Genomic DNA, 24,434 nt, shown 5'->3' with positions numbered 1-24,434 from the left:
AAATATTAATGTTCGTGTTAGGGAATATGTTAGCAATTGCTACCGATGCTGTAGGTTGATATTATTTTTCTGTACGTATACTTTTTTACCGTTGATACTGAAGGTTACATTTCCCGCTATTTCCAGCATTTTAAATACTTCTGAAATATTTACCTGCCGGCGGATAGCCCCGTAGTAGTGCTTCTCCGGGATATCTCCTTTAAATTCCACTTCTATATCATACCAGCGTGTCAGTTGCCGCATGATGTCCTGAATAGTTTCATTTTCGAAATCAAACAAATCATTTTTCCAGGCGAGGATCTGGTGAACGTTTACTTCTTTTACCAGGTGAATGTTATGATCTTCCTCCCCTGAAAGATGGGAGAGTTCTGCCTGTTGGCCAGGTGCCAGCAAAGCAGAGATCCTGGTTTTGGTAGTAGCATCTTTTATGGTTGACATACGCACACTGCCTTCCAGCAGTGTCGTTTTAACGAGTGATTCATCTTTGTAAGCCTTTACGTTAAAATGAGTGCCCAACACCCTTACTTCTGCGCTTCGTCCGCCGGCAGGAGCAACCGTAGCCACGATAAATGGAGCCTTCCTATTATGTGCCACTTCGAAATAGGCTTCTCCACTTAGTTCCACCTTTCGGATAGTGTCATCAAAAACAGCCGGGTAACGAAGTGAAGAGGTGGCATTCAGCCATACTTTGGTACCATCCGAGAGTATTACCATATATTGCTTTCCCCTAGCAGTAGAGATGGTATTGTATATCGTGGTTGTCCCGCTTTTGCCAGCCACCGCGTACGATAGCCGCCCGTTTTGTTTTATAACACTACTCCCTCCCTGACTGGCAAGATGGCCATTAGCCGCATCATCCAGCACAATACTTGCACCATTGGCAAGTGTTAATACTACATTCCCATTCGCCGGCGTGATATCGTTTTTTAATTTAGCCAGTTGATGATGATATACCGCTGGGGAAGTTTTCTTCATCAGCAGGTAGCCCGAGGACAAAAGCAGCAAAAGAACAGCAGCGGCAGCGGCCCAACTGCGCCAATATTTCATTCGCTGTTTTTCTACAGGTGCCTGAAGTGCATACAGCAACATCCGGTTGCTCTTTTCCTCATCAAATACCGGCTGCGTGGGAACAAAGCTCTCCCAGGTTCCATCCATCAATGACAACACCTCCTGGTCGGATGCGTTTTCGGCCAACCACGACATTAGTTCAGCCGCTTCTTCCGGAGTGGCCAGTTTTTCAAAGTATCGCTGGAAAAGGTAATGCTGTCTTTCGCTCATCATTATGTGGATGCATTTTTCAGGGGTAAGACACAGAAAGTCGGCAAAAGGGGTAATGCGCTGTAAACTTTTTTTCGGGAGAGCGATTTTTATACCAAAGAAGAGAAAATGCCGATGGCTATAACCGGCATACCGGCGTGCTGACGCACGTAATTCATAATAAACCTTACAGCCAGTTGGAGATGTTTTTTAACCGTATCCCGGGAAATGTTCATCCGATTGGCTATTTCCTCATAAGTCAGATCTTCACTGCGGCTCAGTAAATAAGCCTTTTGCTGTTGGGGTGGTAGCTTGGTCACAGCTTCATCGATCAACCTGAAATAGGTTTCCTTATTCAATTCGTCCTCCATAACACTGCCTGCCGTTTGGACCCACTCATGTTGGTTAGCTCTTTCTTTTGCGAGCTGCCGCAGGTTATTCAGGGTTTGATTCCTGCACAACCGATACAAATAGGATTTGATATTCTCTACATCATTGAGCAGGTGCCTCTTGGTCCATATCTTTACGAATGCTTCCTGCACAATTTCTTCTGCCGCCGTGATAGACCCCGTGATCCTGCAGATGTATTCCCCCAGCTGTTGATGGTAAGTATGGAAAAGATGGGTAAACGCCATATCGTCACCTGCCGCAATACGCTGCAGGAGCTCTTTTTCACAACGATATATAATTGGTCCTAAAGTGATTTTGGCGATTTACTATGTCCACGATTGTAACGAAGATAAGTGATGGCGAGCGGTTTTGCTATTATCATCATCGCAATGTTTGTTAGTATATTCACTATTTCGGGGTAAAATAGCGTATTTTTTATATATAATATACAAGCTGCCATTCTATAGCGGGCAGGTTATGTTTGCTTTCATTTAATACAATAGAAATGTATGATGCAAATTGATGAAGAAAAGTGTAAGACAGCGACTTTCCTATCGTTCTTCAAGAAACTTTATATCGGTAACTTCTGATATGGGGTATCTGACAATATTTTCTCCATGCACAAGAATGATTTCATCATCCGCTAATACGCACTCTCCAATTTCTTTATATAGCTGAAAGAGATTCGGAATAGTGAGTCCCACTACTATGCCTATTGCTGCATAGCGTTGAAGAAAGTGCATTGCCGGAATGAAACAGGTGGCTATCGCCACTACTAAACATGCTGCAGAAACACATAGCAGGTAAATAAGAAGTTTAGGGTCTTGCCTTTTTACTGCTTTGAATCTGACATCATACAGCATATGATATTATTTACCGGGTAAAGCTAAAAACCTTACCCGGTAATTTTGACTTAATACTAGCGCGCTACCGGATATCTGAATGCATAGAAACCAACACCCAGATAGGTGTAGCCATGCTGTTCAAAAGGATAACTATACCTGTCGATAGTATAGGTGTGATTATTAATACCGCTATTATGGAGCACGTGTACCGGCACGCTGCCTGGAACCGGTGTCCGAAATGCATAGAATTTAATCCCCAGTAACACAAAATTATTCTGTGCATAAGGGTAATCATCCTTGACAATAGTAAACACATGGTTACCAGATGTATAATTGATATATTCATACACTGGCAAAGATCCTTCTACCTGGGAGGTGAAGGCATGGAAATTAATGCCTACGTCTGTCCAGTTATTACCTGCATAGTCGTAATCATAGGGATCGATCGTCATCGTATGATGGTTGATGATAGTGTTATAATAAACACGTACAGGATCACTGTTCGTCTTTATCTGATGATCAATCAGGTATTGGATTACGTATGCCTTCACCGCAGCACTCTTTACCGGATCGGCAATCAGATCGTAAATAGGTATCAGGCCATTACGGTTGATATCAATGAGCTCCGAATTCGCCAGGCTTGCGCTGCCCTGCCAAGCTGCAATATCTATCTTTGGAGCAGGAGTACCATTCGTCAGATCGATAATACCGAAAAGCCCCTTGGTAGGGTCACCACCAATGGTCTGGTAATATAAACGTTGGGAGGTATTCGTGCTGGAATAGCTGGAACCGGCTGCACCCTCTACATTTACGTTAAAAGATGTACCAGCCGCAGTTTTCAAACCAGAAGAAGCAGCGCTTGAACGATCCTCACTCCGGGTTCGTGCCTGGTACATGAAATTCAGTTTTGCTCCCAGCAGAATGCCCGACATGACATGTGTACCATAGCGACTCACCAACAGCGCAGGTGAACTGCTGAGTATATCCGCCTTGAAGGCAGCGGAGAGATAGTTCCTGAGCACGGAATTATCCGCTGCAAATTTCAATGTACGCTGTTTGATCTGGATGTTGTAACTGCTGTAAACATACTTGGATGAATAAGCGCTACTATCTTGGAAAGCGGATTTCAACGTGCCGGAGAAGAGTTTCAGCGTGTCTGTTACTTCTAACTTCTGTGACAAATTTCTCGAGTAATTTTCACAGTTAATACCGGATATCAGTTGCTGATCCTGACCTTGTGTTTGAATGATTTCCACGCGGCCGGGCTGCTCGGTACTAAGGCGTGCTACATCAATAACCTGGTAGGTAGCGGAGGTAGCGCTCCCGTAGGTACCAGTAAGATCATAACCAAAACCCAGCAGGTTATACTGAGCATCCGCGAATCCCCGGAGTTCAGCTATTGACGCGCCTTTCAGCTCTTCCGGATGGAGCTGATCTTTTTGGGTTAACTGTTTGCTACAGGAACTTAACAGACTTCCCAGCAATGCGATTGCCGGAAGTATTGCAACATGTTTTTTGTTCATAAGAATAGTATCAATGATAAAATATAAAAAGCATTCTTAACGGTTAACTTGCTTTCATATGAGGCGCCAACCATGGGTTATACGGGTTCATAGTACATAATATGGATGGGTATAAACAATTAATTTTTGTTGGGCTTCATATGTGTTGCATGGTGATGGCAAATATAGCAGATCAATTTATTACGATTTCATTTTTTTACACCACGATAAATTCACATTGCAATAACAGTTAAACAAACTAATACAGGCAAGGCTATCAGCAATAGAACATGTCTCCCCCCTACCACACAGCGTTTGAAGCTACTTATCCAGATAGTAGATTTACCATTGGAGAATCTCTATGAAAGCAAGTGCTAAAATCCGGTCGAGCTAATTTCCAGTCATTTATATAAAAGCAATAAAGCCGCACAATGGCGGCCTTATTGCTGTCTTCACTTTGCTATTAAACCATCAGGAGGTGTCTGCTTCACCTGCCAGAAGATTATGCTTTACGCGCATTTTCATTTTTGCGACGTTCTCTTTTCTATTTTTTTAAGACTTTTCACTCCTATTCCAATGCATTCTTCCATTTGGCAGTACGACCTGTAAACCACATCGGAAGATCCGGGTTATTGGTAGAGCTGATGATATTCCAACCTTCGGGATCGGAAGCCTGAATGCTGCTTGGATAGCTCATTCTTTCCTTCCATTTGTATTTATCATACATAGAAGCTGGATTTGTACCCACATATTTAATTAATCTGCGGGCAGCAGTGTATGGCACTTCAAAGTTTATCATATTGTAGTGCAGCTGCAGCTGATTAAAAATTGCCTGTACCTGTTGCACGCTTGACATCGCATCAAATTTCTGGGCGGCATTCTCAGCAAAAGCACTTGCATTATATTCCATAGCAGGTTTGGCATTGATTCTCGAATCATCCATCGTGGTTGGCATCGCCGGCAAAGTGGTCTTTGAATACTGATTTGAGTTATTCAGTTCATACCAGTATTTGCAGGACAAGATGATCGCATTCTTGTAGTGTTCGCGGGCACTTCCATTCAGTTGCCCCCAACCTCTTACTGCTGCTTCAGCCAATGAAAGCTCTGTTTCAACCGCATGAATGGTTGGAAACTTCAGTGCAAAGTTGAATTCGGGGCGTACATTATATGCGGCAACCAGATTTCTTTCAGAACCTACGTTCCCATCAGTGTCCTCGGAATTAGCGAGTCTGCTGCGAAGTGCATTTAACAGGAATGCTTCACGTTTGCTCAGATCTGTTTTTGACGCTGCATCCAATTCAATTGACAGGCTTTTGTTTGGACCATAATAAAAGGTGGTCTTTGAAATATCAGTCATGATGGGATCGTTGATGTAGTAGCCGCGCAAAACTTTATTTAAATAACTATTTGGATCTGCATTGCCATCCCATTTTGTTTCAGTACCCAGGTATCTGCCAATACAATCTGGGGAGAAGATATAAGAAACACGCGGATCAACAGTACCATTCAACAAACCTGTTGCGGAATTATCACCACTAAAATAGAATAATGTTTTTCCGTTTACCACTTTGCTACCTTGAGTCGGTTGACAATACATCACGTCTTGCAGGAATTTTTTCCCTGCTGTGAAATCAGCCCCTCTTTCCCTGAAAGAACGTGTAATTCCTAATTCATTACAAATACGATTCAGTGCAATAACAGCGATGTCGGCCACACCAGCCACATCGTTGTAGTCGGTCAATAAAGGCTTGCCCTGCAACTCTGTCAGCACTTGCCTTGTAAGCGCAGGCGTCACCTCGCTTACGTTCATTGCACAACGTAATCTCAATGAATTAATATACTTACGCCATTTCAAAAGATTTCCGCCAAAAAGGATATCCTGTTGATTAAAGGATGCCTGCTGGGTAGAAGTGAGTGTCAGATTCGTCAGCGTTGCATCAGCAGCTTTCAATTCGTTGATTATTTTCGGATAGATTTCCGCCTGACCGAGATACTTTGCTTTAAGTCCGTCCAATCCACCTGCAGTACCTGTTTCTATGTATGGCACCTTATCATACATGTCGGTCGCTCTTTGATAGGCATACCCCTTTAAAACATGCATTAAGGTGATATACAGGCTATCTGAAACAGTACGTTTATCCGGTGCTGTTTTATTGTATTCCCGTTGTGCCCAGATTATTGGCGTGATCCATTGGGTATTCACGAAGTTGAAAATAGATTCGTTAAAACCACCTGTCCCCCAGTCATGCTCAACATCTGCAAGCGAGTATGCACCGCCTTCTGACATTACGTTATAAATTTGAATGCCACTAGCCGTAATCCTTCCTCCACTTCTTACCTGGTGATAAACAGAACCATAATCTCCACTCAAAAAGAATCCCTGCGTTAGCTGAGAAGTGAAGAATCCGGCAATAACACTTACGCCGGACTTATCCGCCATATCTTTCGAATATCCATCCGGATTCTGATATAATTCTTCCAATTTCTTCTTACATCCTACGGAGGATATTAACAACGTAAGTAAGAAAAGTGATTTTAAATGTATGTATTTCATCTTAGTTGCTTTTAGAATTTAGTTTTGATAGAAATACCTATTGAACGCTGTGCAGGTAATGCTGTTGTTCCATAGGAACCTACGCCCCAGCCGGTTCCGTTAGTGGATTCCGGTACTGAATTTGGCGCCGCTTTATAAAGATAAGCCACGTTGTTTGCAAAAACAGATACCGTCAGACTGTTCATGCGGATTTTTTGAGCGATCTTCCGACCCAGATTGTAGTCGAGGGCTACGTTACGCAGTGCTATATAGTCGCTTTTAAAGATTCTGTCTTCAGGGAAGAAACCATTTGAGAAGTATGAATCGTAATAGTAATTGTCCGCAGAAACTACTTTTGTATTTGTTTTACCATCAGTGCTAACGCCATCCAATATCACACCATCATGGAAGGTAGGTCCGCCATTGGGATTATTACCAGCTACTTTTTTGGAATTAGCATCTAAGTAATAAGCCGCGCCACCATGTGCTGCATCTCTGTATTTCAGTGTTTCATTCAACGCACCGGCAGCCATCATATAAGTTTCTGATCCTGACAAGAACGTAGCGCCAAACTGGTAGTCGATATTTGCAACCAGGCGGAAGTTTTTGTAGGAAAAGGAATTGAAGATGCCACCTGATATATCAGGAATTGTTTTACCAATCAATTTTGCAGTGCTTTTGTAGTCATAAGCAGATCCTGCAGCATTTACTACTTTTTTGCCGTTAGCCGGATCATCTGCTTTATCAGGATTATTGTAAGTGTAAGTTGACTTAGTCAGGTAAATCTGACCATACTCCTCGCCTACATTAGCCACTGTATTTACAGCACCAAATGAACTCCATAAGGTAAGAGATTGCAGTTTGCCATCCAGTTTTTTTACAACAGTTTTACCGTGTGCAAACATCAGATTCAAATCCCATTCAAAATCCTTGGCTAAAACCGGTTTTGTTTTAATAGCCAGTTCCCATCCTTTGGCCATCACGTCACCAGCATTCATGCGCTGATTCTTAGCTCCTGTTCCCGGAGGGGCAGCTACTGCCATGATCTGGTCGTAGATATCAGATTTGTAATACGAGAAGTCTACACCGATTCTTCTGTTCTTCAACAGATAAGTTTCAAAGCCTACTTCCAATTCACGTTTACGCTCAGGTTTTAAGTTGGGTACGCCATTACCATCCATTGGAGGAATATCGCCGGGAGGAGTAAACACATATCCACCACCTACTTGAGAAACATCATAGTTTACGTTACTGAAATAGCGTGGTCCCGGACGTCCCACATTTGCCCATGATGCCCTTACTTTGGCGTAATCAAACACTTCCGGCAACTTCCAGCTTTCGCTTAAAATCCAGGCGGCACTTATACCTGGGTAGAAATAATGGTTATTGCCTGGAGGTAAAATAGAAGACCAGTCTTGCCTACCCTGTACTTCAATATAAACCTGGTTTCTCCATGCCAGCTGTGCAGATCCCAATAAGCTATACAATATATCCTGTCCGTTTATAGCCTGGTAAGTTGGTGATACGCCCAGTGGCAAATTAGTAAACGAGAAGAAGTTAGGAATACCCATCAATCCAGGGCCGTAACCATTTACAGATGCACCTTTTCCTTCTGTATAATTTTGTCTGATCACACCTCCGACAAAACCGGATAAATCAAAATCACTGTTTATTTTAGTATCGAAATTTAACATACCCTGACCATAGGTATTTCTAAATATATTAGTCATATCACTATACATCATACCACTGGTGGGGCCTAATAACTGCGGGTCCAGCAATCTGCCTTTATATTCATTCCGCTCTGTGCTATAATCAATACCACCCATCAGCGTAGCACTAAATATTTTGTTGATTTTTATATCAGCAGATAATGACTGAATAGTATGCAATCTTGAGAAAATAGATTTGTTATAGAGTTGATCCCACAGGAAACCAACCACCCCTTTTCTACCATTGGATATTAAGTTCCTACKGCTTGGGCTGGCAAAGTAGTTATAGCCATCTGGTGTTAACAGATGCGATTCTAACAGACCAACATTAATATCAGCACTGAAGGCTCCAATTTCTGTCTGCTGACCTTCTCCGTTCATGGTGCTCAGGTTGGAAGCATTCAGGTTCCTGGAAAGATACAGGTTACCGGAATATTTAAGGGTGATGTTATCGTTTATTTTACCAGACGCACTAAGACTAAAAGTATTTTTATCATACTGAGAACCTGGTCTGATCGGCGTCATACTTAAATTAGTGTAGGAGAAACGGAACTGTCCCTGTTCGCCTCCACCACTTATTGCCGCGTTTGTGGTATTTTGATGCCCTGTCTGGTAAAGGTCATTATAGATATTTTTGGTTTGCGCCTGCCATGGTCTTTCTACGCCATCCCACCATAAAACCTTCACGCTGGGGTCAAATTTTGGTCCAAATGCCTGGGCACCGGTACCATCTCCCAATGTAGTTGCCAGCGCTCTTTTTCCGTTCACATCAAGATAATATCCATCCGCATCATTTCTGGGGTTGCTGGGGCTGGAACCTGTACCATATTCATTTTGTAATTTAGGCAGGAAAGCTGCGCGGTCCCATGAAGTAGTATAAGAAGCGGATACTCCAAGCCCTGTTCCTTTAGTACCACTTTTGGTAGTAATCAACAGCACACCATTAGCACCTTCACTACCATACAATACAGATGCTTTCGCTCCTTTGAGAATTTCCATAGAAGCAATGTCGTCAGGGTTGATATCGTTAATACCAGTTCCGTTGTCACGATCTGTAGCGGCAAAACCCATTTTGGTATTCTGGTCATGAATGGGCACACCATCTACCACAATCAGCGGACGTGTGGTGGAATTCTCGTCAAAAGATACTGCATTACGAATGTTGATTTTCATACCGGCAGTAGGGCCCGCTGCTGTTGCAGCCACCTGTACGCCGGGTGCAGCACCATAGAGTGCCTGTAAGGGATTGGAAGGGGTACCACTAATCATAATCCTGTCAGCATCTATTTTGGATACTGCGTATCCTAATGCTTTGGATTGTTTTTTGATACCAAGTGCCGTCACCACTACCTCATCAGTAGTTCGTACACTAGGTACCAACGTTATGTGCATAGAAGAGGTTGCTGACAGTTCCTGTGTTACATATCCAATAAAAGAAATGACCAGCTTTGCATCTGGTTTTACGTTAATAGTAAATGTACCCTGTTTGCCGGTCAATACACCGTTGACGGTACCTTTTTCGCCCACTGTAGCTCCTTCAAGAACTGCGCCTGTGCCATCCTTAATGACACCTGTAACTGTCATTTTCCCCTGCCCATAAGCAAACATGCTTCCTATGCAAAAGAGCATAAAAAGCAAAAGACATTTCTTGGTTGACTTCATCATTTTTTAGTTTTAATAATTGAATAGAACTGATTTTGGTATAGTATCACGAATGGGAATCTTCTATGTTGCAGGCTATTTGCATCTGCTATAGAAATCAGCACCAGACTGCTAATTTCTATAGTCAAAAACTTACAATACCGAACAGATCACCCTGCTGATAATACTGACGGTAGATAGCGTTTGTTGAGATAGTATTTTTTTATGCATTCAGGCTAAGCCGGTTTTCCCGGGAAGGCCACTATTGGTTGGTTATAAGACAGTAATTAGTCGCCATATGCAATGTTACACACATTGTATATGGTACTTTATGTACCACTCTCGCCAAATGACAAAGGATACTCGGCTTTGTTCAAGGCTTCAGCACTATAACCTGTAAGGCCATTACTCATTCTTCCTCGCAGTTTCAATCCTTGTTGCTGATAATGGCTGGAATTACATGGCCGCCGTTTGGTGTGTTCAGTCCTCATTCTTTTGATTCATACTTTTTGCAGAAGCAGTAGCTATTGCGCTATTTCTTAGCACAAAAAATGTTTTGCTGTCTTGATTATTATAACGGGATAAAGGCGTCTTGCTTGAAAGACATCACTTATCGTTCACCAACGCTACTTGATGATAGAGATATTTTAACGCGCATATGCTTACGAATAACAACGTGATTGATAAAAAAGTCTGGCTATTTAGTGAAATTCTCGTTGACTGTTTAAAGAAAATCTGGTTCTTTAAATTATTGCTGATTCTGATTGAATTAAATTGTTGTAGGTTGATTTGCGTTGGACGAAATATGCTAATCAGTCTTTGATTAAACGTTTTAGCAATCAGTAAAATAAAAAAGAATCGCTTTTCCCATTGCTCCAAATGCTCTTTTTCTTCTTTTTCAAACCTATGTAAAGTTTTTCAAGTCGCGCAATTTTTTAACAACTTTTTTAGAAAAAAGTCAATATAGAATTGTTTTTTATCAAAATAGAATCATTAATCCAGTTTATCTATTCACCTAACTAAGGAAGTTTAATGTAATGGCTGTAATTCAGTTTACCTATATTTGTTATACGTCGTTGCAACCTGCCCTTGTGCGTGCTGTATTTGTAACCTATCTATAAATAAAATGAGTTGGCTGTACTTTTCAAGTGTCATTGTATCTATCTATTTGTTATTGTTGCTAATCGGAAAGCCTGATAAGACGACTGCCGACAAAATTTTAATCATCTGGCAATTATTTGCCACTTTACACCTGGCGGATCTTTATTTCGTTATCTCCGGGCATTATCACCAATTTCCCTACCTGTTGGGGTGGAGTGGCGTTTTTCCGCTTGTCCATGGCCCCTTTCTCTATCTCTATATTTTACATTTAACGGCTAAAAAAAAGCCGGCCCCCATGTGGTTGTTGCATTTTTTGCCGGTGGTACTAATCAGTATTTGTTGGTTGCCGTTCCTCCTGTTACATCCACAGGAAAAAATACGGGTATTCGATAACGGACTACCAGCTTTTAGCTATCTGGCTATCTTCACTAATATTACCATTATTATATCAGGAGTGAGTTACATCACCGCATCGGCAATATTGCTATATAAATTTAAGCGGCAACTGAAAGAGGAGTTTTCCAACACGGAGAAGATCAGTTTAAACTGGCTCCGTTACCTGATCGGAGGGATGGGAATAATCTGGTTATTTGTGGTATTCTATCAAACGCCGCAAACAATTTACCTCAGCGCATCTTTGTTTATATGTTTCATCGGTTTTTTTGGCGTACGCCAAAAAGCCATATTCAAATCCCCTGGCCCTTCTATTGGGATGGAAACCGAAAAAGAGGAACCTGTACCTATTGCAGTCAGTCAGCCAATAGTAGTTGAAGTACCCGCTGCCAGGATTAAATATAAAGGGTCTTCCCTTACAGAAGTAGATGCATTAAAGATCCAGGAACAACTAAACGAGTTAATGGACCAAGAGCGGTTGTACACGAATCCTGAACTCACATTGGGAGAAGTAGCCCGGCTTCTGCAGGTCCATGATGCCATTTTGTCTCAGGTTATCAACTCAAAATTCGATCAGAGTTTTTACGATTATATCAACTTTCTGCGGGTGGAAGCATTTAAAAAAGTGGTTGCGGCTCCAGGAAGCAAGAGCTATACCTTATTGTCTATCGCTTTCGAATGTGGTTTTAATTCAAAGTCTTCCTTCAATCGGAATTTCCGGAAATTCACAGGTCAGCAGCCATCTGCATATTTAAAGGATCAACATCCCACTTCCTGAGGAAAATCTCTCTTTTCTTATTGTTTATCGCAAAAAAAGGTGTCATCATAGCTGGTGGGGCGATTCCCATGGCCTCATTCCTCACATTTGTGGCGGTTTTCGTCTGGTACGAGTCCTATTTCATTTTTTATCTTAAAAGATAAATTCAGTCATTTTATGAAGCTTTTTATTACATGTTTCAGTTTGTTATTATTGGTGTCCGCCTGCAAGAAAGAAAAATTCGAAAGTGCTCGCATCAGCACATTTGACCTTACTTCATCGGTCAATGGCGCCACCTATAATATAAAAGTTGCGCTCCCCAAACACTTCTCTCCAACCACGACCTATAAAACATTATACGTACTTGATCCCAAAACGGACTTCGACCTGGTGGCTTTAGAATGCGACAAAAAGTCATCCGATCTAAATAAAGAAGAAATTCTGGTCATTGGTATAGGTGGGGGCAATAACCGCCTGGATGACTATTTACCCGTATCCTACAAAGGGCATAAAGGAGAAGCTGATAAATTCATTCAATTCATTCGGCAGGAGTTGATTCCCAAAATGGAACAGGATTTTCACGCATCAGATAACCGGAAAGACAGGGGCATGATAGGACATTCTGCCGGCGGACTATGCGTAGCTTACTGCTTTACAAATTATCCCGGGATATTTGGAAATTACCTCTGTCTTAGTCCCTCGTTTTGGCTGGGCGGTCAGATCGTTCTTAAAAACGAGAGAGCAAACCGCGCTGCCAATCAAACTACCTCTGGTATATTTTTTTTGGCTGCAGGTGAACTGGAAGAAGAAATAATGCTGCCTCCCATAGCGCTGTTTAACCGTGTGTTAAATCAATATTACACTGGCTTCGCCCAGCAATACCATCTTGCCAAAGGCCTGGATCACCTGGGTTCCAAAACTCCAAATATTAAAAAGGCAATAGCCTTCTACTTTCAACAATTATAAATCGCTCTCCTATGCGTCTGATACTTATTTGCATTTCTCTTTTTATTACTACCTGCGTACAGGCGCAGGATACGCTTCCATTACTGGAAATTAAACCTGCCCTGGGTATTACCTGGATTACGGTAAAGCCAACACTGTCTGTCATGGCCTTTCATCAGTTCACCCCAAAACTTTCTATCGCCTCCCATTCGATGTTCAGCTTTCTGCTATTCAGGAATTTTCCACAGAAATATATCAAAACGAATTACAACTATACCCTTGCTCAAAAGTTGGGTATAGGATATTCTTTATACGGTCCAAAAGGGCAAACACGTCATACTATCTTGCTAATGGGTGGAATAAAATACATTGCATTCAGCGAAACACTTGACAATCCCGAGTTAGATAAAATAACTACATCTACACACAGTATAGTACCGGATTATGGATTGATGTATGATGTTTCATTCGGTGGCAAAAGGCGAACATTCGATGCACGACTATATTTTCCTTTTTATCCTATCCGGTATTATCCTCTGGGCACGGTTAGTAATATTGGTTACCTGGAGTTAGGAGTGGGGGTTAAATTGAATAGAAGGCGATGAAGATTATAGCTACTCTCATTTGGCGATGAATATTCGTGGGAGGACGCATTCCTGACTGGAGATTCATTGATCCAAAAGTATGAATCAGTTCTATCATAGGACTTCGGGGAAAATGCCTGGTGGGAATCAGCTATTTATCACGAAGTCCTTTGACCGTCTTCATGGCAGTCTGAAAAGTCAACTAAAAGAAACGATGCTACTTCCCGATACAAAACTTACTAAAAATATAATCCAGTCTATCTTCATTCGTCACCTCTCCGGTAATATCTCCCAAATAATGCAGACAAAGCCTGATATCCAGCGCCAGTAAATCTCCCGGCAATCCATTATCCATACCTTCTTTCACATCCTGCAATGATTTCAGTACTTCCTGCAATGCGGCATAATGCCGTGCGTTGGTAATGATTGTATCTTCCGTATTCACTTCACCTGCTATTACTTTGCGGACGAGTGCATCTTTGAGGTCCTGGATATGCGCATGATTTTTTGCGGAGATAAAAAGGATATCGGGGCTGTCCGTGAATTTAGCACGGATAGCTGTTTCGCCGGTGATATCAGTTTTATTACCTACGAGGAGATAGTTGATGTTATCGGTTTCGAAGGCGCTGATCTGATTACGTATATCCGTTGCCGATAGTTCGTTTACATCGAACAGGTAAACAACTACACCTGCTTCTTTGATCTTCTCCATCGTTTTTTGTACACCTATACTTTCGATGGTATCCCGACTTTCGCGGATGCCGGCGGTGTCGATCAGGCGGAAGAGGATGCCGTCAATGTTGAGGATTTCTTCGATGGTGTCGCGGGTGGTGCCGGCAATATCGCTGACGATGGCGCGGTTTTCATTAAGGAGGGTATTGAGCAGGGTAGATTTACCAGCGTTGGGTTTACCAACGATGGCGGTATTTACGCCGTTTTTAATGACGTTTCCCATGCGAAAGGAGTCTATCAGGTGTTGCAGTACGCCGGTAGCATTTGAAACAAGGGCATATAAGCCCGTACGATCGGCGAACTCCACGTCTTCCTGGCTGAAGTCCAACTCGAGCTCTATAAGGGCTGAAAAGGTGATTAATTGCTCACGCAGGGCATGTAATTCTTTAGAGAAGCCACCACGCATTTGTTGCATAGCTGTTTGGTGGGAGGCGGCGGAGTTGCTGGCGATAAGGTCAGCTACTGATTCCGCCTGGGTAAGGTCCAGTTTACCGTTGAGGAAGGCCCGTTGGGTGAACTCACCTGGTTTGGCCAGGCGGGCGCCGGATCTGATGGTGGCGTCAATGATTTGTTGTTGGATATAGGGAGATCCGTGGCAGGATATTTCTATCACATCTTCTCCGGTATAAGAGCGGGGGCCTTTATACAGACTAACGACTACTTCGTCAAGAACACGGCCTTCTGATACGATGTTGCCGAAATGCAGGGTATGACTGGCCTGTTGGGTAAGGTCTTTGGCGGGGAATAGTCCATTACAGATAGCGTAGGTAGCCGGGCCACTTAGTCTTATGACTGCGATGGCGCCGAGGCCTGGCGCGGTAGCTACGGCCACAATAGTATCATCAAATCCTGTTAGTTTACCCAGCATACCTGTTTAGTTTATGATTATTCCCAAAGGGCACAAATTTACGATAATCAGTGCTACCATCCATGGTTGTAAAAATCAAAAGTCCCGTTCCAACGATGTTGAAACGGGACTTTTGAAATTATGTTGATACAGTACTACTCCTGCAAAGTAAAGCGGATAGGGAGGTTGAACTGTACAGAAACCTGGCGGCCATTTTGCTTACCAGCTTTCCATTTAGGCATGGTTTTCACCACACGAACAGCTTCTTCTTCCAGGCCACCACCTTTTGCGGCACCTACTGTTTTAACGTCTTTAATGTTTCCTTCAGAGTCTACTACGAACTGAACGAATACTGTACCGGAGATACCATTTTCCTGCGCAACGCGTGGGTAACGGATATTTTTGCTCAGGTACTTCGCCAGTGCTTCCTCACCACCTGGGAAGGTTGGAGGTTGTTCTACGAAGGTGAAGATTTCCTCTTTCGCAGGAGCAGCAGGAGCGGTTACTACACCGGTACCTTTACTATCTTCCAGTAATCCCGGATCGATACCGTTTGGATCACCTTCTACAGTTTTAGTACTGATGGCTTTGTCCTTGATGTCCTCGTGTTTAGGAGGTTCCTCATCCGGTGGTACTTCGTTATCTTTCTTAATAACCGGAGGAGTGAATTGTACTGACGGTTTTACCGGTGGCGGTGGCGCAGGCGGTGGAGGTGGCGGAGGTGGCGTTTTCGGATCATCCGGTAACTTCACATCTTCCATCTTAATTTCCTGTATCACCGGCTTCTTGAGGTTATCTCCCTCAGCAGCTCTAACCCACTGTGATATCATGTACGTTGCAAAGAATATTACAAACAATGACGCGGTTCCTAAAATGGCATTCCGCACACGCTTATTATACTGTCTCCGCAAATCGTACGCCCCATATTCCTTATTCCTGCCGTCAAACAGGATATCGAGAAAATCGGACTTTAAGACTTTAGCAGAATCCATTGTTGTTGTTTTATGATGGATGCAAAAAAATAATTATTCCACAAAACTATTTAGCTGGAGGCGTTGGAGTAGAAGATACACCGTTAGCTGCTTCTGTAGACTGTATCCATTTTTTATCCTGGTCACTGATGTCTACGGTTGCGTAACGCTGAATTCTATTGATCGCCATTTCGTCAAGGATATCAACGAAATTCTTATAATTGGCGTCATTATCAGCCTTTATAATCACTACAACGTCTTCTGGTTCACCTTTTGCATTTCTCAGTTTGGCAACTTCATCCCTTTTCTTAATGATCTCATCTCTGATTCCTCCTGTGTTGGCAAAAGTTGTTGCCTTGAAGAAGTCAGGATTAGCAGACGCATTAGGGTCTTGTGCCAAACCTTCGTAATAGTAAACACGATTATCTTTTCCGAGTAAAATGGTCAGGGCCGTACTTTCTTTTACTTTGTTCTGGTCCTTTTCATTTTCGGTATCCTTTGGCATGATCAAGTCCATTGTTTTGGGCTTGGACATGGTAGTGGTAAGCATGAAGAAGGTAATCAACAGAAAACCTAAATCCACCATGGGTGTCATATCTACACGGGTAGACTGTTTCTTGGATTTCGTCCCACCGTGTTTCTTCCCTTTCCCACCACTACTACTGGTATCCATTTCTGCCATAGTAGCCAATTTTTTTTAGTTCTTAAATCAACAGCCTTCCTGGTCAGGAAGCATTTGCTGTCGTTTACTTCTTTTTGCCACCAGCCTGTTGTTCTTCCCAGGCAGCAGTACCTTTCGGTGCTTCTTCCAGGTTAGTAACCAGGTTCAGTTTCTGAATTTTCTTTCTCTTGAAAGTTTCCAGAATTTCTTTGATCTTAGGATAGGGTGTCTGGTTATCCGCCTTGATACAATACTTCACTTTATTGAGGTTTGTACCCTGAGCTGCATTACCATAATCAATCCATGCTCCTAATTCACCGCTGGCAGAATCTGTAGGGATTCCTTTATCCAGACCGGAAGTTTTACGTTGATCCTCTGTGAGGCCAAGGTAAGCTTTCAGATCTTTGATAGGTGCTCCTACGCTGGCTCCTGTAACAAAGTTCTTCATTTCTTTGTCAGTGAGGCCCAGTTTATACTGCGTATTCAGATCTTCTATCAGCTTTCTTCTTTTAGGCTGGCCATCCATGCTGAAAAACACTCTACCATCCTTATCTACTGTGAATAACAACACATCAGAATCAGGCAAAAGGGTAGTGTTTATAGAGGATGGGGTAACTACTGTTACCGGTTCATCCGGTTTGAACTTAGTTGCCAGCATAAAGAAAGTTAATAGCAGGAAAGCCACATCACACATTGCTGTCATGTCAATGGCGGTGCTTTTCCTTGGCATTTTAACTTTAGGCATCTTTACTCTGTTTTATGGTTTACTTTAAATAGATTCAAAACCGCTTACTTTCCACAAAATAATCTCAGATTATTTATGATTAGCAGCAAAGCTCTGTGTTAAAGTAAAGCCAGATTCGTCAATAGCGTAAGTGATGCTATCGATATTGGTAGTAAAGTAGTTGTACATTACGATCGCAACAGCAGAAGTACCGATACCCAGTGCAGTGTTGATCAATGCTTCAGAGATACCACCTGCCAGCTGTGCAGAGTCTGGTGCACCACCGGAAGACATCGCTGCGAACGCACGGATCATACCCAATACTGTACCGAACAGACCTAACAGGGTAGCTACGGAAGCAATAGTAGACAAGAACACCAGGTTCTTTTCCATCATTGGCAGTTCCAATGCAGTTGTTTCTTCAATTTCATTTTTAATGGTCAGAATCTTCTGCTCTGTATCCAGCTCAGTATTAGAAACCATTTCTTTGTACTTTTTCAGACCAGCTTTCAGTACGTTACCCACAGAACCTTTTTGTTTGTCACACTCAGCCAGTGCTGCATCTATATTGCGGTTAGCCAGGTGATACTGTACTTTACGTACCAGCTCAGAACCGCTGAATTTACCTTTTGCTTTTGACAGGTAAAGAAAACGCTCAATCACGAAAGTCAAACAAACCAGCAATACGGAGATCAGGATCGGTACGATCAAACCACCTTTGTAAACAGTAGCAAACCATTTGCCGATACCAGAATCAACTGGATGCCCTTCAGGATTGTTACCCTGGAAGTTAGCTGGGTTACCTAATACAAAAAAGTAAAACAGAAAACCTATCACTAAGCAGATAGGCACAGCCAACGTCGCGAACAAGTTGGATGACTTAGGTTGATGAGAAGAAGCCTTAGCTGTAGCTGCAGTCACAGTTGTTTTAGTCTCAGCCATGTTGATTGAAATTTTAGTGTTAAAAATTAAACTATTGTTTGTTAGAAGTTACTAATTACGATACCCTATTGTGGAATGCCCCTCAGCACTCAATTTACTGTTTTAATCAGTGATTCGCAAAGTTATACGGTTGGTCCAAAAAAACAAGTGCAGCTCAAAAAAACCCACAAAAATTAACTTTCACACGCAAAAGCCCCATCACAGGGCTTTTAGACCACTCATTTTTTTAGAGCAAACACTTAATTAAGCGAAAAAACCAATGTTGCAGTTTTCACAACTGATTGTTACTGTCCCAATTCTTGAAATCGTTTGATTTTTTTCAAAGTTGGACGCACAATTTAAGAAAAAATTCAAATGTTCCAACAGAAATCTTACAATTCTGATAACTTATTTATTCCCGCGCCAGTCAACACTTTCAGCCCAAGCTAATAGCATTTAGCAATACTTCATCGATTATTTTCAGTACTCCTATCTCGAAATTCAATAGCACAGCGGGCATCAACTTCTTCCCTTCCTTCTCCCCCATATGTATTTATTATTTGCTATAATAATAAATACTTACATAAAAAAAGTTGCCCCCGCAACTATTGTTTTAACATTTACTTCTCAATTTGACTCTTTTTTTCCATTCCTACAGCCATTGCTGCGCTTATGGATTTTCCTCATAAGTTAATACTTAATATACTTACTTGCAAAGGTTTTAAAAAAAACTTAACAAGTAATCAAGAACCAATTATTTAAACCGCAATGAGCAAACCACTTCACAACAAACTGATAATAGCCATGGCAGGCGCACTCTGTCTGGGTACTGCAGTTTTTCACCCTGCGGAAGCACAACGGAAAAAACATTCCCGCAACGCCGCACCAACTACTCCTGCACCAGCAAAAGACTCCACAGGAAAACCACCAATGATCAAACCAGGACCTAAACAAGGCCCTAAACCTTTTGCCGAAATCATCACCGATAAAGCAAAATCTGACTCCGGTTTATTCAATATCTATAAGCTGGATGACCGCTTCTTCTTCGAAATTCCTGATTCCCTCCTCGGCAGAGATGTACTCGTGGTAAACAGAATATCCAAATCCGCTGCAAGCCTTCGCGCTGGGATGCTGGGATTCAGCGGAGATATCATCAACGAAAATGTGATCCGCTTTGAAAAAGGCCCTAACAGTCGCATCTTCCTGAAAAATATTTCCTACTCCGAAGTATCAAAAGATTCTACACAGCCGATGTTCACGTCTGTAAGGAATTCTAACCTGCAACCAATTGTAGCTGCATTTGATGTAAAAGCACTGTCTAAAAACAATCAGGGTAGCATCATCGATCTGACTGAATTCATCAGCGGTGATAACGATATCCTGTTCTTCGACGGACAAGTAAAAAATGCGCTCAAACTCGGTGGTGTTCAACCAGATAAATCTTACATCTCCGATGTAAAGTCCTATCCGCTGAATACAGAAATCAAAACCGTAAAAACATACAGCAAAAGCGGTGGTCCTGCCGGTCCGGGCATGCCTCCTGCTCCAGGTGGTAATGCTACGGTAGAATTAAACAGCTCCATGGTTTTATTGCCTGCTGTACCAATGCAGCCACGCTACTTCGATCCGCGTGTAGGCTACTTTACTACCAGCGTAACTGATTTTGATGCAGATCCGCAAGGCGTAAAAAGACTGCAGATGATTACCCGCTGGCGCCTGGAACCAAAGCCGGAAGACATGGAAAAATACAAACGCGGTGAACTGGTAGAACCAGTTAAACCAATTGTATTTTACATTGATCCCGCTACTCCTGAGAAATGGCGTAAATACCTGATCCTCGGCGTTAACGACTGGCAGAAAGCCTTTGAAGAAGCCGGATTCAAAAACGCGATCATCGCTAAAATGGCTCCTACTCCACAGGAAGATTCTACCTGGTCTATTGAAGATGCCCGCTTCTCTGCGATTGTTTACAAACCTTCCGATGTACCTAACGCAAGCGGTCCTCACATTCACGATCCCCGCTCCGGTGAAATCATAGAAAGCCATATCAACTGGTACCACAACGTAATGCGTTTATTACGCAACTGGTACTTTGTACAAGCAGCTCCTAATGATCCACGTGCACACAGCATGCAGTTCAGCGATGAACTCATGGGTGAACTGATCCGCTTTGTATCTTCTCACGAAGTAGGCCATACCCTGGGGCTGCGCCACAACTTCGGATCCAGCTCTACTTATCCTGTTGAGAAATTACGTGATAAAGAATGGGTTAAGAAAAATGGCCATGCTGCCTCTATCATGGACTACGCACGTTTCAACTACGTTGCGCAACCTGGTGATGGTATCAGTGGTGCCGACCTTTACCCACGTATCAACTATTACGATAAATGGGCGATTGAATGGGGTTACAAACTGCTCCCACAGGCAAAATCCCCGGAAGCAGAAACTCCTATCCTGAACAAATGGACCGTTGAAAAACTGAAGGATAAGAAATTCTGGTTTGGTACAGAATCTAATCCTGATGATCCAAGATCACAAAACGAAGATCTGGGCGATAATGCCATGATTGCAAGTGCTTACGGTATTAAAAATCTGCAGTATATTATGCCCAATCTACTCAGCTGGACTAAAGTTGAGAATGAAGGCTATGGCAACCTGGCTGAATTATACAAAGAAATAGCCGGACAATTCGGCCGTTACATGGGCCATGTGGTTAAAAATGTGGCTGGTATCTACGAAACACCCAAAACGGTAGAACAACCTGGTGCAGTATACGAATATGTACCAAAGGCTACCCAGAAAGAAGCCGTACAATTCCTGAATAAACAACTGTTTACCACGCCTAAATGGCTGATCAACCAGGACCTGCTGAGCCGCTTCGGTGGTGATGCCGTTTCTCTGATCAACTCCCGCCAGGAACCAGTGCTGGATAGACTGATGAGTACCAATACGATCAATAAACTGATCAGCAGTGAAGCCGCATTAGGTACACAGGCTTATGCTCCTACTGAGTTGCTGAACGACCTGAAAAAATCCATCTTCTCAGAAATATACGCACATCAGCCAGTTGATGTGTACCGCAGGAACCTGCAACGTTCTTATGTGGATAACCTGGCAGAACTGGTAACACCTCCTGCTGCTAATCCCATGGGAGCTATGTTTGGCTATGCACCTGCTAATCCATCTAAATCAGATGCTGCAAGCATTGGCCGCACTCAACTGATAGCACTCAGAACAGAACTGCGTGCAGCTGCGGCCGGTGGAGATGCCATGACCCGCAGCCATGTACAGGACCTGATTGCCCGTATTGGTAAGGCATTGGACCCCAAATAACTATAAGGCATACACGAAAATAGGAGTACCCTTTCCGGTTATACCGGAAAGGGTACTTTCGTTGATGTATATCCTAAAGCCTGGTAATTCTTCCGGAAAATGCTTAATATCGCTACATTATTTACTCACGAAGCCTCAAAAAGTGAAAGATCGGACTAACAAAATAACGATTTACGATATCGCTAGCAAGCTTAACCTGTCAGCATCTACTGTTTCACGTGCATTGCAAAACAATCCACTTATTAACATGGAAACGCGGGAAAAAGTACAGCTGGCTGCTACAGAAATGGGGTATGTGCCCAACTGGATCGCCTCCAGTTTGCGCAAGAAACGGTCAAATATCCTCGGGCTGATCGTACCACGTACCTCTATGTATTTTCAGAGTACAGCGATAAGTGGTATTCAACATGAAGCCCATAAATACGGATTCAGTATTGTAATTGGCCAGTCGGATGAAACTGTGGCGATGGAAAAAGAGCTGGTACATACTTTCTATTCCCTCCGTGTAGATGGCCTGCTCGCAGTAGCTTCCATGTTTACCACCAATTTCGACCATTTTAGTCCGTTTATTAAAAACAATATCCCGTTGGTATTCTATGATCGCGTACCTACCGATTTTCAGGGATATACCATTACGGGAGACGATTTTAAAGGCGGCTTTCTGGCTACTGAACATCTGATTAAACAAGGGTGCAGGCGTATTGCCCATTTTTCGGGATTGCTTACCTGCAATCTTTACCAACAACGACTTTCTGGCTACAAAGAAGCTTTGGCTCAGTACGACATCCCTTTTGATGAACAACTCGTATATATACATGATCTGACAATGGATTCTGCCACGGTAGCAGCGCAACAATTATTTGATGCACAAAAAATGCCAGATGGTATGTTTGCTGCCAATGACAGTTCCGCAGTAGCTTTTATACGTGAAGCGAGAAACAGGAATATTGCCGTGCCACAACAAATCAAAGTAGTTGGTTATTCCAATGACCTCTCCTCCCGGATCATTTCTCCCTCTTTGACCACTATTGAGCAATCGGGCTATAATATGGGACAAAAAGCAGTGGAGACAATTGTACAGCTGATCAATCACGAAGAGACAGTAAAAGTGACTAAAAATTATATCTTTCCGGTAGAATTAATAAAACGGGAATCTACTGCATCATAGTGCAGTGTTAAACCAATAAGCTATATCAATAAAACCTACAACTGTATGAAATCGCGTATCTATGCAGCTATATTGTGCTCAGCAGCCTTTGCTGTCACCTCCTGCAACAGGCATATTTATGTACCTAACCAGGTAAATGCTCCTCTCTTAAAAGAACGGTATGAATTTAAAGGCAGTGTCACTCCCACCAATCTCCAGGGTGCCTTTGCTATTACCGACAATATCGCCATTATGGCAAATGGGCAGTATCTATATGGTTTCAATTATTTAGATCCTGCTAATGAAAATAATTCCAATAATAATGACCTCCTGGTATCCAATCGTACCCGTGGTGGATTGGTAGAAGGTGCCGTGGGATTTTTCAAACCATTCGGACCCAGTAAAAAAATGGTGTTTGATGTATACGCAGGCTATGGTGGCGGAGGCTTTAAAACCATTACCCGTGAATATAGTAACTCAGGAAGCAGTGGTAACGAGAACGACTATATGATAAAGAACCGTTTCAGCAAAGTGTTCATCCAGCCAAGTATCGGATTTGTACATCCTGTTGTGGAAACTATTTTCAGCAGCCGCTTTTCTATGGTAAACTTCTATGACAGCCAGCTAGGTGTTAAAGCATTCGAAGGTGACAATGCTGGTAAGGCGGATTTTATGCGGATCAATAATAAACCAATCGCTTTTTACGAGCCGGCCTTTACTGTGCGTGTAGGATATAGGTATGTGAAATTCCAGTCACAGCTTCAGTTTTCTGTTCCTTTAAATAATGGCTCTTTTAATGATAATAATAATAATAATAACTACGATAATATCAATCAATATTTCCAGCAGGTAACCTTTACGATGGGAGTAGCAGTAGATATCGCACGTTGGTATAACCGGAGATAATAATCTTTGTAATTCCAGGTAGATGATTTTCCGGAGATAGATAGGTTTTGGAAGAGAATAATTTTTCAGAAGATGACATAAAATAAAAAAGCCTTAGTGTATAGAACACTAAGGCTTCTCTTAATAAGTATGGCAGCTACCTACTCTCCCGCATTGTTGTGCAGTACCATCGGCCATGAGGGGCTTAACTTCTCTGTTCGGAATGGGAAGAGGTGAACACCCTCGGCAAAACCACCATAAGATCTTTTGCCGGTATTAGCGGGCAATAATATATTATGAAAGTTCTAACGAACTTGTAAAAAATCGCAAATAAAAACTTTCAATAGCATTGAAAGTAATGATCCGGTGATAGCTTTTCTATGCGGAAAAAAATGAAAATAAAGAAGCCTTAGTGCATAAACACTAAGGCTTCTCTTAATAAGTATGGCAGCTACCTACTCTCCCGCATTGTTGTGCAGTACCATCGGCCATGAGGGGCTTAACTTCTCTGTTCGGAATGGGAAGAGGTGAACACCCTCGGCAAAACCACCAT

17 protein-coding genes and 2 rRNA genes are annotated in these 24,434 nt (G+C 42.5%); 6 read left to right on the top strand and 13 right to left on the bottom strand.

The genetic code is table 11. The annotated features are described in order from the left end of the window. Positions 1-39: 39 nt before the first annotated feature. The 6 genes from AC1DCV_RS00095 to AC1DCV_RS00070 all read right to left on the bottom strand — a co-directional run bounded on the left by AC1DCV_RS00095 (position 40) and on the right by AC1DCV_RS00070 (position 9,904). Positions 40-1,281, bottom strand: coding sequence for a FecR family protein (locus AC1DCV_RS00095; protein ID WP_477021297.1), 1,242 nt, complete (start codon positions 1,279-1,281; stop codon positions 40-42). Between the two features lie 86 nt (positions 1,282-1,367). Then, positions 1,368-1,919, bottom strand: coding sequence for an RNA polymerase sigma-70 factor (locus AC1DCV_RS00090; RefSeq protein WP_477022068.1), 552 nt, complete (start codon positions 1,917-1,919; stop codon positions 1,368-1,370). Positions 1,920-2,198: 279 nt separating this feature from the next. Next, positions 2,199-2,510 (bottom strand): hypothetical protein, encoded by a 312-nt coding sequence (locus tag AC1DCV_RS00085; RefSeq protein ID WP_477021296.1) that lies wholly within the window; start codon positions 2,508-2,510, stop codon positions 2,199-2,201. A 56-nt stretch (positions 2,511-2,566) separates the two neighbouring features. After that, positions 2,567-4,015 (bottom strand): MAC/perforin domain-containing protein, encoded by a 1,449-nt coding sequence (locus tag AC1DCV_RS00080; RefSeq protein WP_477021295.1) that lies wholly within the window; start codon positions 4,013-4,015, stop codon positions 2,567-2,569. A gap of 547 nt (positions 4,016-4,562) precedes the next feature. Continuing rightward, positions 4,563-6,548, bottom strand: a complete 1,986-nt coding sequence (locus AC1DCV_RS00075) for a SusD/RagB family nutrient-binding outer membrane lipoprotein (protein ID WP_477021294.1) — start codon at positions 6,546-6,548, stop codon at positions 4,563-4,565. A gap of 11 nt (positions 6,549-6,559) precedes the next feature. Next, on the bottom strand, positions 6,560-9,904 hold the full coding sequence (locus AC1DCV_RS00070; protein ID WP_477021293.1) for a SusC/RagA family TonB-linked outer membrane protein: 3,345 nt from the start codon (positions 9,902-9,904) through the stop codon (positions 6,560-6,562). 1,102 nt (positions 9,905-11,006) lie between these two features. Between AC1DCV_RS00070 and AC1DCV_RS00065 the strand changes: the two genes are divergently transcribed. From AC1DCV_RS00065 to AC1DCV_RS00055, 3 genes are all read left to right on the top strand, one after another. Next, positions 11,007-12,152: a helix-turn-helix domain-containing protein gene (locus AC1DCV_RS00065; RefSeq protein ID WP_477021292.1), complete on the top strand. Its 1,146-nt coding sequence runs from the start codon at positions 11,007-11,009 to the stop codon at positions 12,150-12,152. A 156-nt stretch (positions 12,153-12,308) separates the two neighbouring features. Continuing rightward, positions 12,309-13,097: an alpha/beta hydrolase gene (locus AC1DCV_RS00060; protein WP_477021291.1), complete on the top strand. Its 789-nt coding sequence runs from the start codon at positions 12,309-12,311 to the stop codon at positions 13,095-13,097. A gap of 11 nt (positions 13,098-13,108) precedes the next feature. Next, positions 13,109-13,681, top strand: a complete 573-nt coding sequence (locus AC1DCV_RS00055; RefSeq protein ID WP_477021290.1) for a hypothetical protein — start codon at positions 13,109-13,111, stop codon at positions 13,679-13,681. A gap of 196 nt (positions 13,682-13,877) precedes the next feature. On the opposite strand, the gene mnmE is transcribed toward AC1DCV_RS00055, so the two are convergent. From mnmE to AC1DCV_RS00030, 5 genes are all read right to left on the bottom strand, one after another. Next, positions 13,878-15,260 carry a tRNA uridine-5-carboxymethylaminomethyl(34) synthesis GTPase MnmE gene (gene mnmE / locus AC1DCV_RS00050; protein ID WP_477021289.1) on the bottom strand — a complete coding sequence of 461 codons (1,383 nt, stop codon included), beginning with the start codon at positions 15,258-15,260 and terminating at the stop codon, positions 13,878-13,880. A gap of 134 nt (positions 15,261-15,394) precedes the next feature. After that, a complete protein-coding gene (locus AC1DCV_RS00045) occupies positions 15,395-16,231 on the bottom strand; it encodes an energy transducer TonB (RefSeq protein WP_441572821.1) in 837 nt (278 codons plus the stop codon). A 46-nt stretch (positions 16,232-16,277) separates the two neighbouring features. After that, positions 16,278-16,892, bottom strand: a complete 615-nt coding sequence (locus AC1DCV_RS00040) for an ExbD/TolR family protein (RefSeq protein WP_477021288.1) — start codon at positions 16,890-16,892, stop codon at positions 16,278-16,280. Between the two features lie 64 nt (positions 16,893-16,956). After that, a complete protein-coding gene (locus AC1DCV_RS00035; protein ID WP_441572823.1) occupies positions 16,957-17,616 on the bottom strand; it encodes an ExbD/TolR family protein in 660 nt (219 codons plus the stop codon). Positions 17,617-17,685: 69 nt separating this feature from the next. Next, entirely contained in the window at positions 17,686-18,537 is an 852-nt protein-coding gene (locus AC1DCV_RS00030) for a MotA/TolQ/ExbB proton channel family protein (protein WP_133808392.1), read from the bottom strand. A gap of 747 nt (positions 18,538-19,284) precedes the next feature. Here AC1DCV_RS00030 and AC1DCV_RS00025 point away from each other — a divergent pair. The 3 genes from AC1DCV_RS00025 (at position 19,285) to AC1DCV_RS00015 (ending at position 23,902) form a co-directional block, all read left to right on the top strand. Beyond that, positions 19,285-21,849 (top strand): zinc-dependent metalloprotease, encoded by a 2,565-nt coding sequence (locus AC1DCV_RS00025; RefSeq protein ID WP_477021287.1) that lies wholly within the window; start codon positions 19,285-19,287, stop codon positions 21,847-21,849. Positions 21,850-21,913: 64 nt separating this feature from the next. Next, positions 21,914-23,017, top strand: a complete 1,104-nt coding sequence (locus tag AC1DCV_RS00020; RefSeq protein ID WP_477021286.1) for a LacI family DNA-binding transcriptional regulator — start codon at positions 21,914-21,916, stop codon at positions 23,015-23,017. Between the two features lie 45 nt (positions 23,018-23,062). Continuing rightward, positions 23,063-23,902, top strand: a complete 840-nt coding sequence (locus AC1DCV_RS00015; RefSeq protein WP_477021285.1) for a hypothetical protein — start codon at positions 23,063-23,065, stop codon at positions 23,900-23,902. 127 nt (positions 23,903-24,029) lie between these two features. Here the strand turns inward: AC1DCV_RS00015 and rrf (AC1DCV_RS00010) are convergent. Together rrf (AC1DCV_RS00010) and rrf (AC1DCV_RS00005) are read right to left on the bottom strand one after the other, a co-directional pair. Continuing rightward, positions 24,030-24,141 (bottom strand): 5S ribosomal RNA (rrf, locus tag AC1DCV_RS00010). 182 nt (positions 24,142-24,323) lie between these two features. Beyond that, a 5S ribosomal RNA gene (gene rrf / locus AC1DCV_RS00005) occupies positions 24,324-24,434 on the bottom strand.

The sequence above is a fragment of the Chitinophaga sp. 10T418 genome (assembly GCF_056394125.1).
The sequence above is the reverse complement of the archived record's forward strand: the minus strand, read 5'-3'. Positions and strand labels throughout refer to the sequence as shown.

Excerpts from the sequence above, each read along its gene's own strand:
- AC1DCV_RS00095 (WP_477021297.1), bottom strand. The coding sequence starts at position 1,281 with ATGATGAGCGAAAGACAGCATTACCTTTTCCAGCGATACTTTGAAAAA.
- AC1DCV_RS00085 (WP_477021296.1), bottom strand. The coding sequence starts at position 2,510 with ATGCTGTATGATGTCAGATTCAAAGCAGTAAAAAGGCAAGACCCTAAA.
- AC1DCV_RS00080 (WP_477021295.1), bottom strand. The coding sequence starts at position 4,015 with ATGAACAAAAAACATGTTGCAATACTTCCGGCAATCGCATTGCTGGGA.
- AC1DCV_RS00075 (WP_477021294.1), bottom strand. The coding sequence starts at position 6,548 with ATGAAATACATACATTTAAAATCACTTTTCTTACTTACGTTGTTAATA.
- AC1DCV_RS00065 (WP_477021292.1), top strand. The coding sequence starts at position 11,007 with ATGAGTTGGCTGTACTTTTCAAGTGTCATTGTATCTATCTATTTGTTA.
- AC1DCV_RS00060 (WP_477021291.1), top strand. The coding sequence starts at position 12,309 with ATGAAGCTTTTTATTACATGTTTCAGTTTGTTATTATTGGTGTCCGCC.
- AC1DCV_RS00055 (WP_477021290.1), top strand. The coding sequence starts at position 13,109 with ATGCGTCTGATACTTATTTGCATTTCTCTTTTTATTACTACCTGCGTA.
- mnmE (WP_477021289.1), bottom strand. The coding sequence starts at position 15,260 with ATGCTGGGTAAACTAACAGGATTTGATGATACTATTGTGGCCGTAGCT.
- AC1DCV_RS00045 (WP_441572821.1), bottom strand. The coding sequence starts at position 16,231 with ATGGATTCTGCTAAAGTCTTAAAGTCCGATTTTCTCGATATCCTGTTT.
- AC1DCV_RS00040 (WP_477021288.1), bottom strand. The coding sequence starts at position 16,892 with ATGGCAGAAATGGATACCAGTAGTAGTGGTGGGAAAGGGAAGAAACAC.
- AC1DCV_RS00035 (WP_441572823.1), bottom strand. The coding sequence starts at position 17,616 with ATGCCTAAAGTTAAAATGCCAAGGAAAAGCACCGCCATTGACATGACA.
- AC1DCV_RS00030 (WP_133808392.1), bottom strand. The coding sequence starts at position 18,537 with ATGGCTGAGACTAAAACAACTGTGACTGCAGCTACAGCTAAGGCTTCT.
- AC1DCV_RS00025 (WP_477021287.1), top strand. The coding sequence starts at position 19,285 with ATGAGCAAACCACTTCACAACAAACTGATAATAGCCATGGCAGGCGCA.
- AC1DCV_RS00020 (WP_477021286.1), top strand. The coding sequence starts at position 21,914 with ATGTATATCCTAAAGCCTGGTAATTCTTCCGGAAAATGCTTAATATCG.
- AC1DCV_RS00015 (WP_477021285.1), top strand. The coding sequence starts at position 23,063 with ATGAAATCGCGTATCTATGCAGCTATATTGTGCTCAGCAGCCTTTGCT.